Below are 12,221 nucleotides of genomic sequence, written 5' to 3'. Positions count from 1 at the left end.
CGGCGCGCCGCGGAGGCTTGTGCGCCGCGTAGGCTGGTGTGCCATGAGCGTCACGCCACCGCAGCAGGAGCAGCCCCGGCCTGGATCCGAGAACGGCCCGCCGGACGGGGGGAAGCCCGGTCGCCGTCGGGCAGTGGACCTGGACCAGGAGACCTTCCGCCGGTACGCCCGCTTCACCGGGTGGCTGGTGCTGGCGCTGATCGTCTCCTACATCGGGCTGCAGGTCCCGCTGCCGTACCGGCTGCTGGCCGTGGTGGCCGGGTTGGTCGGCCTCATCGGCGGGGTGGTGCTCCTGGTGCAGGCGATCCGTCGGCGCCTGCCGATGCTGATGCACGTCAGTGGGCTGGTCGCGATCGTGTGCTGCGGCATGTTCGCCGCCACCGCCTCAGCCCAGGCGATTTTCTGGGGCGCCACCGTCGAATTCGACCAGTGCCGGGAGAACGCTGTGACCGAACGGTCGATGGCGCAGTGCTATCTGGACTACGAGGAGCAGATGCTCACCACGATCCCCGGCATGCCCGGCGGCCGCTGACGGTCACGGAGTCGTGGACAGCGACCGCGTCACAGCCCCGGGGGCTGCTGGATGGTCTGTCCCAGATTGCTCGAGGGCACACGCGGGGAGAGCATCGCATTGGCGGGGATGCCGCCGTCGTGTCGCTGGGTGTGATGCCGTCGCACATGGTCCGAGGATTCGTGGGTCCACATCAGCCCCAGTGCCAGCAGGCTCGGAGCCGTCACCAGCAGCCCGGCCCACGGGGACGCCAGCAGTGCCAGCAGGCTCAGCGGCAGCACGGCAGTGGCCACACCGCGGCCGAACCGGGAGCCTGAGGTGGTGCGCCAAGCCAGCAGCAGGGACAACAGCCCGGCGGCGACGACGAGCACCATGAGCATCGTGGAGAAGGTGGCCAGCGCCTCGGTCCGGTTGCGCGTGGATCCGCCGACCGAGCGCAACAGGGCCGGAGGCAGGATGGCTGTGGGATCGGCGCTGCGCGTGGACAGCGCCACGGCGATGCCGCCGCCGAGGACGGTGCCGGAGGTGACCTGCAGAAGGGCCCGGCTGGCCTGCAGGGATCAGGGAGGGGCTGACATCTCTCTCACCTCATCGACGGTGCCCAGATGAACCTATGTCGCACCGACACTGACGCGCGTAGGCTTCAGGCTACGTGCAGTCCTCAGCAGGGGCAAGGGTGCGTCGACGGGCGAGGTGTTCGCTGGCTCCCCGGCCGCACAGGCACAGTCGGCACAGACGACGACGGCCGGCCCGGACCGCGCAGAGGGGTTTCGGGCCGGCCGTGGTGCCGTGGGGTCAGCCGCCGACGAGGGTGCCGGTCGGGTGTCCGGAGGGTGCCAGGAGGGTCGGGCGGAATGCTGTCAGGAGGAGTAGGGGGAACCTGGCTGGCCGCCAGGGCCGCCGTATCCGCCGTGCGGCGGCGTGCCGTAGGGGTTCTGCGGTTGAGCCGACGGGCCGCTGTATCCTCCCTGGCCGTATCCTGCAGGAGCCTGCCCGCCCGGGGTGTACCCTCCCGGGGCGCCGGGCCCACCAGGTCCACCGGGTCCGCCCGGTCCGGTGGGTCGCTTGGACTCGCGGACCTGTCGGACGTAGGCGTTGCTCGCCGGAAGCCACAGCAGTACCAGGGCCACGAGACTGGGCAGGAACACCAGCAGCAGGTTCCACGGCCCGAAGAGCACCGAGAAGATGCTCAACGCCAGATAGATGGTCGCGAAGATGCGGCCGACGTTCGAACCGCGTGTGCTGACGACGGCGAAGATGAGGTACGGAACGGCCAAGACCACTGCGCCCACGAGGATGACGATGCCGAGGACCGCCATGACGTCCTGAGCCTCGGACACGCTCAGCTCGAAGAGGATCCGCCAGTCCTGCTCCGGCAGCAGCTGCGTCGGGTGAGCGCCCATGATCCGCACTCCGGAGACGATGCCGGCGATCGCGAGGACGACACCGGTCAGCAGCTGCAGGATCATCGAGAGGGTGAGGGTCAGGGGGCGCGTCAGCGTCCCGGACGAGTCCAGGGGGCCGCCGGAGGGCGACACCGAGGACTGAGGAGACTGCTGTCCCTCGTCCGGCTGGCCATAGGACCCCGGCTGGACATAGGGGCCCTGCTGTCCGTAGGGGTTCTGCTGACCGTAGGCGGGCTGACCGTAGGGGCTCGGCTGGCCATGGGGGCTCGGGTGGCCAAAGGCGGGCTGGCCGTACTGCGGCTGCTCCCCCTGCTGCCCGTAGCCGGAGGCGCTCTGCGCCGAACCGGCTGAGGCGGCCGATCCCGGCGTCCCGTACGGGGACCGCTCGCCCTGCTGATCGCCGTGCTGCCCACTGTGCTGATCGCCCTGCTGGTCACCGTGTGGGGGCTGCTCTCCGTGGGGGGGCCTCTCGGGGCTCCCGGGTTCTCATCGCCGGTGGTGCTCATGCTCCTCGATCCTCCGTACTGTGCGTCAACCATGCTCTGGGTCACCACTGTTCAGACCGCGATCGGTCCTTCAGCCCTCGTGAACAGCACCCTATCCCTCTGAACTGGACACAGGCAGGGTATGTCGCCGTCACCGCGGCAGGCCGCCGGGTCCGGCGGATTCTGCGACACTGGTGCCCATGGCTTCCCGCATCACCGGTCCGACGACGGCCACCGTCCACCTCGTGCGCCACGGCGAGGTCCACAACCCCGAGAAGATCCTCTATGGTCGACTGCCCGGCTACGGGCTCTCCGAGCTCGGTCATCGCATGGCTGAGGGGATCGCGGAACACTTCGCCGCCCGCGCCGAGGCCGGCCGCCCCGTCCATCTGCTGGCCGCCTCCCCGCTGCAACGTGCCCAGGAGACCGTCGCCCCGCTGGCCGAGCGCCTGGAGCTGCCGGTCACCACGGAGGAGCGGGTGCTGGAGGCGGAGAACTCCTTCGAAGGGCTCTCCCGGGTGAAGCGGCAGCTGCGCAATCCGCGGTGGTGGCCGCTGCTGCTCAACCCCTTCCGCCCCTCCTGGGGCGAGCCCTACGCGCAGCAGGTCACCCGGATGCTCGCAGCGGTCAAGGACCTCTCCGAGCAGGCCGTGGCCGAGCATGGGGACGGGGCTGAGGTCGTCGTCGTCTCCCACCAGCTGCCGATCTGGGTGACTCGACTCTGGGCGGAGGACCGGCCGCTGTGGCACGACCCGCGCCAGCGGGAATGCTCCCTGACCTCGATCACCAGCCTGCACGTCGGCCCGGACGGTGTGGAGTCGGTCAGCTATGCCGAACCGAACCACGAGCTGCTGAAGGACGCCACCGCCCTGCCCGGTGCATGAGCGGCCGATGCTGGCTCGGCCAGCACGCGCCTAGGTTCAGTTGATACCTTCTGGCCCGCAGCGAGTCGAGGCCGAAGGTGAGGTCATATGACATGCCCACCCCCTGCCCCTTACTACTACACGCTGTAGAATTATGCGGGCGCCCAGATCAGCAGATCGGCGTCCCCGTACAGTCAACAGGCCAGCCCCCTGCCACGCCACCCCGCAAGGACCGCCCCATGAGCTCCCCCGACGCCACCGCGCAGCAGCCGGCCCCTCGCCGGTCCGCGATCGGCCGACGTGCCCTGCTCAGCGCCTCCGGGCTGATGGTCGGCCTGCTCACGCTCACCGCCTGCAGCTCGGAGAACGACCGGCTCGCCGAACAGGCGGCCAACGACGGCAGCAACTACGTCGCCGGAGACGGCTCCGTCCAGGAGTTCGCCCCCGAGGAGCGCGGCGAGCCCGTGCACTTCGAATCCACCCTCTTCGATGGCTCCACAGTGGGTCCGTCCCGCTGGGAGGGTGAAGTCGTGGTCATCAACTTCTGGTACGCCGCCTGCGCCCCCTGCCGGGTCGAGGCCCCCGACCTCGCCGCCCTGCACGAGGAGTTCGCCGACGAGGGCGTCCAGTTCTACGGGGTCAACACCCGCGACACCCAGCCCACCGCCGAGGCCTTCGAACGCCGCTTCGGCGTCGGCTACCCCTCCATGGAAGACCGTGACGGCCAGGTCATGCTCGCGATGACCGACTACGTGCCGCCCTCGGCCGTCCCCACCACTCTGGTGCTCGACACCGAGGGCCGAGTCTCGGCACGGATCCTCGGCATCGCTGAGCCGGGCACGCTGCGCGCTCTGATCACCACCGCGCTCGAGGAGTCTTCACAGGCATGAGCGCCGACGTCGGGCTCGCGACCCTCAGCGCTGCCACCCTCGGTGCGGCCAACAACCGGTTCGCAGAGATCGTCTTCGACGGTTCGCTGCTGATCTCCGCCCCGGTGGCGCTGCTCGCCGGACTCGTCTCCTTCCTCTCGCCCTGCGTGCTGCCGCTGGTGCCCGGTTACCTGGGCTACGTCACCGGGCTCTCCGGCGTGGACCTCGCCCAGCGACGCCGCTGGCGGATGGTGCTCGGCGCCAGCCTCTTCGTGCTCGGCTTCTCCGTGATCTTCGTGGCCATCGGCTTCATGTTCACCCAGGCCACCGTCTGGCTGCGCGTGGAGGGCGGGTGGCTGACCCAGCTGCTCGGCGCCGTCGTCGTGCTCATGGGCCTGGTGTTCATGGGGGCGTTCAGCGTCTTCCAGCGCGAGCGCAAGATCGAGCGCCGCCCGCCCGACGGCCTGCTCGGCGCCCCGCTGCTGGGAGCGACCTTCGGCATCGGCTGGGCCCCCTGCATGGGCCCCACCCTGGCCGCCGTGCTCGCCCTGTCCACCCCCATGGGCGGCGACCCCGGGCGGGGGGCGGTGCTGATGTTCATCTACTGCCTCGGACTGGGCATCCCGTTCATCCTCATCAGCCTCGGCTTCCAGCGCGGGATGAAAGCGATGTCCTTCTTCCGGACGCACCGTGTGGCCGTGACCCGGTTCGGCGGAGGGGTGCTGATCCTCGTCGGACTGCTGATGCTCTCCGGACTGTGGAACATCTGGGTCTACGCACTCCAGGACTGGTTCGCCAATGAGGTGAGGATGCCGATCTGATGACCCAGCCATCTCAGCCGTCCCAGCCGTCTGCGCACCGGGACAACGCCCGAGAGGACGCGCTCCACGCGGCCACCGGAGACACCCCGCGCCAGGAGGTCACCCCTCCTGTGCTCGGGCTCACCGGCATGCTGCGCTGGGCCTGGACCCAGTTGACCAGCATGCGCACCGCCCTGATGCTGCTGCTCCTGCTGGCCGTGGCCGCAGTGCCCGGCTCGCTGTTCCCCCAGCGGGTCCAGGACGCCTTCGCGGTGCAGACCTGGATCGAGGACAACCCCACCGTGGGCCCGATTCTGGACACCCTGCAGTTCTTCGACGTGTACTCCTCGGTGTGGTTCTCGGCGATCTACCTGCTGCTGTTCATCTCGCTGATCGGCTGCATCATCCCGCGAGCCCGCAAGCACCTGCGCCAGATGCGCTCGGCCCCGCCGCGCACCCCCGCCCGGCTTCAGCGGCTGCCCGAGTACGGTGCCCTGGAGCTCGACGACGACGGGCCCACCTCCGAACAGGCCCTCGAGGAGGCCGCCGAGGAGCTGAAGAAGCGCCGTTACCGGGTGGACGTCCGCCCCGGGGGCGAGGATGCCCGCGGCAGGAGACGGCCGCCGTCGATCGGTGCGGAGAAGGGCTACCTCAAGGAGATCGGGAACCTGGTGTTCCATATCGCGCTGGTGGGCGTGCTGATCTGTGTGGCGGCCGGCTCCATGATGAGCTACCGCGGGCAGAAGGTGATAATCGAGGACGAGGGCTTCGTCAACGCGCTGGTCGCCTATGACAACTTCTACCCGGGCGCCTGGTTCGACGAGTCCCACCTGCATCCGTTCTCGCTGCGCCTCGACGGGTTCGAGCGCGTCTTCGACCGTGACTCCACCACTCACTACGGTCAGGCGCTGGACTTCACCGCCACGGTGACCACCCAGGACGGCACCGACGGGGAGCCGCAGACCGAGGAGCTGAAGGTCAACCACCCGCTCACCCTCGGTGGGGCCCGGGTGTTCCTGGTCGGCAACGGCTACGCCCCGGTGGTCACCGTCCGCGACGGCGAGGGCGAGGTCGCCTTCTCCGGGCCGGTGATCTCGCGGCCGGACGATCAGGTCTACACGTCGATGTCGGTGATCAAGGCTCCCGACGCCCAGCCTGAGCAGCTGGGCTTCGTCGGGCTGTTCCTGCCCACCGCCCATGAGGCGGAGGAGGGCGGCCCGGCGATCTCCGTGGACCCGGAGCTGCACAACCCGCAGCTGCAGCTCAACTCCTACGCCGGGGACCTGGGGCTTGACGAGGGCATCCCGCAGAACGTCTACGTCCTGGACACTGAGGACCTCCAGACGCTGAACTCCCGCGAGGTCGACGCCGGCGGCATCGTCCTCGAACCGGGAGAGACCCAGCAGCTGCCGGAGGAGATGGGGTCCATCACCTTCGAAGAGGTCCAGGACTACATCGCCATCGACATCCACTACAATCCCGCGCAGGGCGGGGTGCTCGTCTTCGCGCTGACCGCGCTGGGCGGGCTGATCCTGTCCCTGTTCCTGCGCCGCCGTCGTGCCTGGGTGACCGTGGAGACCACTGAGGCCGGACGCACGCTGGTGCGCTACGGCCTGCTGTCCCGAGGCGAGGACTTCCGCCTGCGGGACGAGAACATCGCCCTGCGCGCCCAGCTGGAGAAGCGGTGGCCGGTGCGGGCCCCCGAGAAGGAGGACTGATGGATCCCGTCAACGAGGAGCTGGCGCAGTACAGCGACCTGTTCATGCTCATCGCCGCGCTGATCTATACGGCGGCGTTCATCGTCTTCGCGGTGGACATGGTCCGCAGTTCGGCGACGATCCGCCGTCTGGAGGCTGAGCTCGCCGAGGAGGCCGAGGCGGAGCTCGCCCGCGCCCGACGCGACTCCCTGGTCAGCGCCGGCAGTGCCGACTCCGGGGACGCCGACTCCGGGGACGCCGACTCCGGGGACGCCGACTCCGGGGATGCCATCGACGCGGACCGGGTGACCGCGGAGGCGGAGGACCTCGTCGACGAGGACATGGCCTATGTGGGCACCCGGCGGCCCTTCGCCAACGTGGCGGTGGCGCTGACCATCCTGGCCACGGGTGCGCACGCCTTCGCCGTCACCGCCCGTGGGGTGGCCGCCGGCCGCGCCCCCTGGGCGAACATGTACGAGTTCCTCACCACCGGCGCGCTGATCGTCTCGGCGGTGTTCCTGCTGACCCTGATCCGCAAGGATCTGCGCTTCCTGGGCACCTTCGCCATCGGCCTGGTGGTGGTGATGATGTCGGGGGCCACGATCGGTTTCCCGACCCCGGTGGCGCATGTCCAGCCGGCCCTGCAGTCTCCGTGGCTGGCGGTGCACGTCACCCTCGCGGTGCTCGCGATGGGGCTGTTCACTCTGACGTTCGCGATGAACATCCTGCAGCTGGTCCAGCACCGTCGGGAGCTGAAGGTGGCCTCCGGGCAGCTGCGCGGCACCGGCGGGTGGCAGTTCATGCGGATGGTGCCGTCGTCGACGTCGCTGGAGAACTGGGCCTATCGGATGAACGCGGTCGGGTTCGTCTTCTGGACGCTCGGTCCGCTGATCACCGGTGCGATCTGGGCCGAGGAGGCCTGGGGCCGCTATTGGGGCTGGGACGTCAAGGAAGTCTGGACCTTCGTGATCTGGGTGGTCTACGCCGGTTACCTGCACGCCCGGGCCACCCGTGGCTGGACCGGCAACCGGGCCGCCTGGCTGTCGATCATCGGCTTCGGCTGCATCATCTTCAACTATGCGGTGGTCAACGTCTACTTCCCGGGCCTGCACTCCTACGCCGGCCTGCCGGAGTAGCTCCCCGTTCTCGTCGCGTGGCCACGTATCACGGCTTCTCCCCGGTGACACGCCGTATCCGGGGGTGAGGTTGCCGCGATGGGTGGCCACTCGAGGAGAAAGAAAGGTCAGGGGCGGGCGTCGTGGTCGGGTTCGTCGTCCTCGCCGGGTTCGTGCCGCCCCGGCTGCTCAGCGCCTGATGCCCGACCCTCTCGGCGCTCCTGCTCGCGCTGGGCGTGATAGTCCTCGGCCAACGCGTCCTCGGCGGCGTTGTCCTCCAGCTCGGAGGCCCCGAGTCGGCGGGCACCGCCGAACCGCCGGGCGAGCGCCTCCCCGGCCTCCACACGCAGCTGATTGAAGAACAGGTAGCCCACGGCCCAGGAGCCGAGCAGACCCACGATCAGCGCGAAGATCATGCCCAGCCCCAGCAGCAGGCAGGCGGCGAAGAGGATGAAGAACGTCGCCAGGCGGAGCAGGGAGTACTTGAGAACGGCCATCACTCGATTCTACGTGCTGTAGAGGCCGCCATGTCCGCGGTGAGCTGACCAGGCGGTCTCAGCGTGAACCGCAGGGGACCGATGAACTACCCTGGAAGATATGTTGAAGGTGATCGTCCCGCTGGGAATCGTGGGTGTCGGGCTGATGATCTACAGCCTGATCGAATGCTTCCGCACCCCACGGCACCGCGTGCGTGTCCTGGGAAAGGGCGCATGGCTCGCGGTGATCCTGCTCGTGCCGATTCTCGGAGCCGGGCTGTGGCTGGGTCTGGGCCGGCCCCGGTCTGGCCCCTCCGGCCCCGCGCCTCGGCGCCAGGCCGCTCCGGACGACGATCCCAACTTCTTGCAGAACTTGGAGATCCAGCGCCGCCAGAAGCAGCGGGAGGAGGAGCTCCGCCGCAAGGAGGCCGAGCTCGAGGCCAAGCAGAAGCGTGAGGCCCAGAAGGACCAGCCCCAGAAGACGCAGGATCCGAAGAAGCCCGACGACGCGCCGCCACCTGAGCGCGGCGCCGCAGGTCAGGGTCCCGGCACCGCGGAGGAGCACCCTGGGAACGGCCGCCCGCCGAAGCGGTCTGAGGACCCCGCGCCAGACCCCGCGCCAGACGCCGCGGAGGACACCGACGTGGAGGACCCGCGCAACAACTGAACGGGCGCACCCGTCTGGCCCACGCTCACAGGTGAGCAGTCAGCTCAGCAGCATCGCCGCGGCCATCGTCACGGCGAACGCCAGGCTCACCTGACTCGTCAGCTGCAGGACTTTGATCAGCGCGCTGCCGGTGTGCCGGCTGGAGAGCATGATCCGCACCGGCCCGGCGCACAGCGGCCAGACCAGCGCCACCAGCAGGAACCAGGGATTCTCCACCGTCAGAATCAGCGGCAGCAGCACCGCGCCGCCGGTCATCGCCACGTAGCTGTACCGGGCCCGGCGGTCTCCCAGCCGCACCGCCAGGGTGAGCTTCCCGGACTCGGTATCCGTGGGAATGTCCCGCACGTTGTTGGCCATCAGCAGCGCGGCGGCGATCAGCCCGGCTCCCACTGCCCCCACCACGGCGGCGGCGCTGAGCTGCGCGGCCATCACCCAGGTGGTGCCCAGCGTGGCGACGAGCCCGAAGAACACGAACACCATCACCTCTCCCAGGCCCAGATACCCGTACGGTCGGGAGCCTCCGGTGTACCACCAGGCGGCCAGCACACAGACCGCCCCGACCGCGACCATCCACCACATCCCGGTCAGCGCCACGATCGCCAATCCGGCGACCCCCGCGACGCCGAAGGAGAGGAAGGCCGCGGCCTTCACGGTCGGCGGGGCGGCGGCTCCGCTGGCGGTGAGGCGCATCGGTCCCAGGCGGGCGTCGTCGGTGCCGCGCACCCCGTCGGAGTAGTCGTTGGCGTAGTTCACCCCGATCTGCAGGGCCAGGGCGACCAGCATCGCCAGGGCCGCGATCAGCAGGTCGAAGGAGCCGAGTCCGGCGGCCGCGGCGGCGCCGATCACCACCGGAGCCACCGCCATGGGGAGGGTGCGGGGACGGGCTCCGGCGATCCAGTCCTGAGTGGTGGCCACGGGTCTCCTTCAGTGGTGCGGTCGGTCGAGGTGGGGCATCCGGCGTTCAGCCGGCGAACATCCTGAGCAGCTCTTGGCGGTCCGGCTTCCCGGAGGGCAGCAGCGGCAGGGCGGCCAGCACATGCAGCTGCTTGGGCACGGCAGCGGGGCCCAGGGTCTCACGGACTGCCCCCCGCAGCGCCTCCAGGGTGTCCCCGGTCCGGGAGACGGCGGCCAGCACCACGGCGGCGCAGACCTGTTCGCCCCAGTCAGCATCCGGGGTCGCGCCGACGAACGCGTCGCGGACGGTGTCCTGTTCCAGCAGTGCGGCACGGACCTGCTCGGCGGAGACTTTCACTCCGCCGGTGTTGATGACGTCGTCGACGCGGCCGGAGATGCTCAGCGTGTCCTGGGCGGTGTCCTGGGCGGTGTCCTGGGCGGTGTCCTGGGCGGGGTCTGGGGCCGCGCCGTTGGTGAGCGTCCCCAGGTCGTCGGTGAGGAAGCGCCGGTGCCCGGTGAAGGGATCGACGTCGAAATGCGCGGCGGACAGTGGGGGGTCGCCCAGGTAACCGAGGGCGACCATGGGCCCGCCCAGGCGGACTCGCCCGCCGTCGTCGGTGTCCACGGTGACACCGGGCAGCGGGTGGCCGTCGTAGACGCAGCCGCCGCAGGTCTCACTCATCCCGTAGGTGCGCACCACCTGCAGTCCGGCCGCCTCGGCGCGGGCCAGCAGCGGCGCGGGGGAGGCCCCGCCGCCGAGCAGGATGGTGTCGAATCGCCGCAGCGCCTTCAGGGTGCGGGGCTCGCCGCTGTCCAGCAGCCGGCTCAGCTGGGTGGGGACCAGGGAGACGAAGCGCCGCGGCGCCGTCAGCTGCTCGGCGGCTGCGGCGAAGAGGTCGGGATCGGTGGTCTCGCGCAGCAGCGGGACGGGGACGGTGCCGGCCACCAGGCTTCGGGAGAGCACGGCCAGGCCTGCCACATAGCTGGGCTGCAGGGTCAGCAGCCATTGGCCGTGGCCGCCGAGCGCCTGCGCGGTGGCCTCCGCCGAGGCCACCAGCGCCGCGGCGGAGAGCAGAGTCTGCTTCGCGGTGCCGGTGCTGCCGGAGGTGCGCACGACGACGGCGGCCCCCGGGCCGGCGTCGTGGCTTCCGCGGGGCGGCGGGTCTGTCTGCGCCGCGTCCGGGCGGCTGACCCAGCGCGGGGCGCCGTCGCCGTCTGCGGGCAGGAACTCGATCGGGGGAGTCTCCCCGCGCAGGGCGTGGTCGAGCGCCTCCAGCGCGGGGGAGAGCCAGGAGTCGGCGGATGCGGAGTCAGCAGAGTTCATACGTTCTTCCGGGTGTTGTCTCCGGGTGTGGGCCCTGAGGAGACGAGAATCCGCCGGACGAGGGCCCACACGCCGGAGGCAACGGGGACACAGGGGCTCAGAAGTAGTACGGGAACTATGACAGCAGGGCTATTATCCGTTGGCATACGCTGTCAGTGCTTGATGAGTAGTCATTATTCTCCATGAGAATGTTGGCTAGGATCGGTTCGATGCGGTCTGAATCAGCTCTTCTGTGCACGGTGCGTGCATAGTAAGAGCCTCCTGTGCGAGCTTACTCGCTGCGATGCGGGTCTTCTCCTCTGCAGACGACCAGAGATGCAGGTAGGTCTTATGGGTCGTCGACGTCGAGGCGTGGCCGAGGGCCTTGGATACCGACACGACGTCGCACCCTGCTGCGATCAGACCGGAGGCATAGAAGTGCCTGAGGTCGTGAAGTTTCGTCTCGACACCGGCATCCTTCTTCGCCCCGCGGAAGTGAAGCGCCCCAGGTTCTCTGCCGCTTTCATATGAGGTGGGGCTCCGCTTCCAAGGCGGCGTAGTGGAGCTGTTCGTACTCTATCGGGGTCAGGTTCTCGATGCTGCTGTGCAGCCTCTGGTGGTTCCACCAGTCGACCCATCCGGCGGTGGCGAACTCCACGTCTGCCAGCTTCCGGAAGGGACCTTCGTGGAAGACGTCAGTGCGGATCGCTTCAGTCTTGAACAGCCCGATCACTGACTCCATCAGCGCGTTGACGCTCCTATAGCTGTCAAGTAGCTGGCACCACCGCGTCTGCGCCTGCTGGTGATGCTTTGATGAGGTGGTAGACCTCGCGGATCACGTAGCGTTTCAGGCAACGGATGATGTCGCGCTTGCTCTTTCCTTCCGCAGTTCGTCGAGCGACATAGGCCTTGGTCGGTTCGTGGAACTGCATCCTCACGATCACAGTCCTGTAGATCGCCGCGTTGAGCTGCCGGTGCCCGCCATGGTTGATCCGGTGTTTGCCACTTGTCATGCCAGAGCCCGTAGGTACAGGACTGATCCCGGCGAGCTTAGCGAATGCGGCCTCGGAGCGGATCCGCTCGGGGTTGTCTCCCGCCACAATGAGAATCTCCGCGGCGGTATCCGTCCCAACTC

The 12,221-nt window shown here is 69.2% G+C and carries 14 protein-coding genes and 1 pseudogene; 7 read left to right on the top strand and 8 right to left on the bottom strand.

Annotation, left to right across the window (positions count from 1 at the left end; all coding sequences use genetic code 11):
• Nucleotides 1-43: 43 nt before the first annotated feature.
• Nucleotides 44-532: a hypothetical protein gene (locus ACYVKI_RS07840; protein ID WP_460689795.1), complete on the top strand. Its 489-nt coding sequence runs from the start codon at nucleotides 44-46 to the stop codon at nucleotides 530-532.
• Nucleotides 533-561: 29 nt separating this feature from the next.
• On the opposite strand, the gene ACYVKI_RS07835 is transcribed toward ACYVKI_RS07840, so the two are convergent.
• Entirely contained in the window at nucleotides 562-1,005 is a 444-nt protein-coding gene (locus tag ACYVKI_RS07835; protein ID WP_460689794.1) for a hypothetical protein, read from the bottom strand.
• 366 nt (nucleotides 1,006-1,371) lie between these two features.
• Nucleotides 1,372-1,980 (bottom strand): hypothetical protein, encoded by a 609-nt coding sequence (locus tag ACYVKI_RS07830; protein ID WP_460689793.1) that lies wholly within the window; start codon nucleotides 1,978-1,980, stop codon nucleotides 1,372-1,374.
• A 622-nt stretch (nucleotides 1,981-2,602) separates the two neighbouring features.
• Between ACYVKI_RS07830 and ACYVKI_RS07825 the strand changes: the two genes are divergently transcribed.
• The 5 genes from ACYVKI_RS07825 to ccsB all read left to right on the top strand — a co-directional run bounded on the left by ACYVKI_RS07825 (nucleotide 2,603) and on the right by ccsB (nucleotide 7,767).
• Nucleotides 2,603-3,286: a histidine phosphatase family protein gene (locus tag ACYVKI_RS07825; protein WP_460689792.1), complete on the top strand. Its 684-nt coding sequence runs from the start codon at nucleotides 2,603-2,605 to the stop codon at nucleotides 3,284-3,286.
• 218 nt (nucleotides 3,287-3,504) lie between these two features.
• On the top strand, nucleotides 3,505-4,155 hold the full coding sequence (locus ACYVKI_RS07820) for a TlpA family protein disulfide reductase (protein ID WP_460689791.1): 651 nt from the start codon (nucleotides 3,505-3,507) through the stop codon (nucleotides 4,153-4,155).
• Nucleotides 4,152-4,955 carry a cytochrome c biogenesis CcdA family protein gene (locus ACYVKI_RS07815; protein ID WP_460689790.1) on the top strand — a complete coding sequence of 268 codons (804 nt, stop codon included), beginning with the start codon at nucleotides 4,152-4,154 and terminating at the stop codon, nucleotides 4,953-4,955. The genes ACYVKI_RS07820 and ACYVKI_RS07815 overlap by 4 nt, the downstream gene beginning before the upstream one ends.
• Entirely contained in the window at nucleotides 4,955-6,652 is a 1,698-nt protein-coding gene (resB, locus tag ACYVKI_RS07810; RefSeq protein ID WP_460689789.1) for a cytochrome c biogenesis protein ResB, read from the top strand. The genes ACYVKI_RS07815 and resB overlap by 1 nt, the downstream gene beginning before the upstream one ends.
• Nucleotides 6,652-7,767, top strand: coding sequence for a c-type cytochrome biogenesis protein CcsB (ccsB, locus tag ACYVKI_RS07805; protein WP_460689788.1), 1,116 nt, complete (start codon nucleotides 6,652-6,654; stop codon nucleotides 7,765-7,767). The genes resB and ccsB overlap by 1 nt, the downstream gene beginning before the upstream one ends.
• A gap of 107 nt (nucleotides 7,768-7,874) precedes the next feature.
• Here the strand turns inward: ccsB and ACYVKI_RS07800 are convergent, their stop codons facing one another.
• A complete protein-coding gene (locus ACYVKI_RS07800) occupies nucleotides 7,875-8,243 on the bottom strand; it encodes a DUF4229 domain-containing protein (RefSeq protein WP_460689787.1) in 369 nt (122 codons plus the stop codon).
• Nucleotides 8,244-8,343: 100 nt separating this feature from the next.
• Here ACYVKI_RS07800 and ACYVKI_RS07795 point away from each other — a divergent pair, with 100 nt between their 5' ends.
• Nucleotides 8,344-8,889 carry a PLD nuclease N-terminal domain-containing protein gene (locus ACYVKI_RS07795; RefSeq protein WP_460689786.1) on the top strand — a complete coding sequence of 182 codons (546 nt, stop codon included), beginning with the start codon at nucleotides 8,344-8,346 and terminating at the stop codon, nucleotides 8,887-8,889.
• A 39-nt stretch (nucleotides 8,890-8,928) separates the two neighbouring features.
• Here ACYVKI_RS07795 and ACYVKI_RS07790 read toward each other — a convergent pair whose 3' ends face one another.
• The 5 genes and pseudogenes from ACYVKI_RS07790 to ACYVKI_RS07770 all read right to left on the bottom strand — a co-directional run.
• Nucleotides 8,929-9,804 (bottom strand): 1,4-dihydroxy-2-naphthoate polyprenyltransferase, encoded by an 876-nt coding sequence (locus ACYVKI_RS07790; protein WP_460689785.1) that lies wholly within the window; start codon nucleotides 9,802-9,804, stop codon nucleotides 8,929-8,931.
• Nucleotides 9,805-9,850: 46 nt separating this feature from the next.
• Nucleotides 9,851-11,107, bottom strand: a complete 1,257-nt coding sequence (locus tag ACYVKI_RS07785) for an AMP-binding protein (protein ID WP_460689784.1) — start codon at nucleotides 11,105-11,107, stop codon at nucleotides 9,851-9,853.
• Between the two features lie 195 nt (nucleotides 11,108-11,302).
• Nucleotides 11,303-11,572 (bottom strand): annotated as a pseudogene (locus ACYVKI_RS07780) (tyrosine-type recombinase/integrase); the annotation flags it as partial.
• A 37-nt stretch (nucleotides 11,573-11,609) separates the two neighbouring features.
• Complete coding sequence (locus tag ACYVKI_RS07775) at nucleotides 11,610-11,828, bottom strand: integrase core domain-containing protein (protein WP_460689783.1); 219 nt, start codon at nucleotides 11,826-11,828, stop codon at nucleotides 11,610-11,612.
• Between the two features lie 25 nt (nucleotides 11,829-11,853).
• Nucleotides 11,854-12,221: IS110 family transposase (locus ACYVKI_RS07770; RefSeq protein ID WP_460689782.1), on the bottom strand; the 368-nt coding region annotated here is incomplete at its 5' end.

The organism is Nesterenkonia suensis, assembly GCF_054782935.1.
The sequence above is the reverse complement of the archived record's forward strand: the minus strand, read 5'-3'. Positions and strand labels throughout refer to the sequence as shown.

What these genes read in the sequence shown, in the direction of transcription:
- ACYVKI_RS07840 (WP_460689795.1), top strand. Translation starts at nt 44, where the DNA reads ATGAGCGTCACGCCACCGCAGCAGGAGCAGCCCCGGCCTGGATCCGAG.
- ACYVKI_RS07830 (WP_460689793.1), bottom strand. Translation starts at nt 1,980, where the DNA reads ATGATCCTGCAGCTGCTGACCGGTGTCGTCCTCGCGATCGCCGGCATC.
- ACYVKI_RS07825 (WP_460689792.1), top strand. Translation starts at nt 2,603, where the DNA reads ATGGCTTCCCGCATCACCGGTCCGACGACGGCCACCGTCCACCTCGTG.
- ACYVKI_RS07820 (WP_460689791.1), top strand. Translation starts at nt 3,505, where the DNA reads ATGAGCTCCCCCGACGCCACCGCGCAGCAGCCGGCCCCTCGCCGGTCC.
- ACYVKI_RS07815 (WP_460689790.1), top strand. Translation starts at nt 4,152, where the DNA reads ATGAGCGCCGACGTCGGGCTCGCGACCCTCAGCGCTGCCACCCTCGGT.
- resB (WP_460689789.1), top strand. Translation starts at nt 4,955, where the DNA reads ATGACCCAGCCATCTCAGCCGTCCCAGCCGTCTGCGCACCGGGACAAC.
- ccsB (WP_460689788.1), top strand. Translation starts at nt 6,652, where the DNA reads ATGGATCCCGTCAACGAGGAGCTGGCGCAGTACAGCGACCTGTTCATG.
- ACYVKI_RS07800 (WP_460689787.1), bottom strand. Translation starts at nt 8,243, where the DNA reads ATGGCCGTTCTCAAGTACTCCCTGCTCCGCCTGGCGACGTTCTTCATC.
- ACYVKI_RS07795 (WP_460689786.1), top strand. Translation starts at nt 8,344, where the DNA reads ATGTTGAAGGTGATCGTCCCGCTGGGAATCGTGGGTGTCGGGCTGATG.
- ACYVKI_RS07785 (WP_460689784.1), bottom strand. Translation starts at nt 11,107, where the DNA reads ATGAACTCTGCTGACTCCGCATCCGCCGACTCCTGGCTCTCCCCCGCG.
- ACYVKI_RS07775 (WP_460689783.1), bottom strand. Translation starts at nt 11,828, where the DNA reads ATGGAGTCAGTGATCGGGCTGTTCAAGACTGAAGCGATCCGCACTGAC.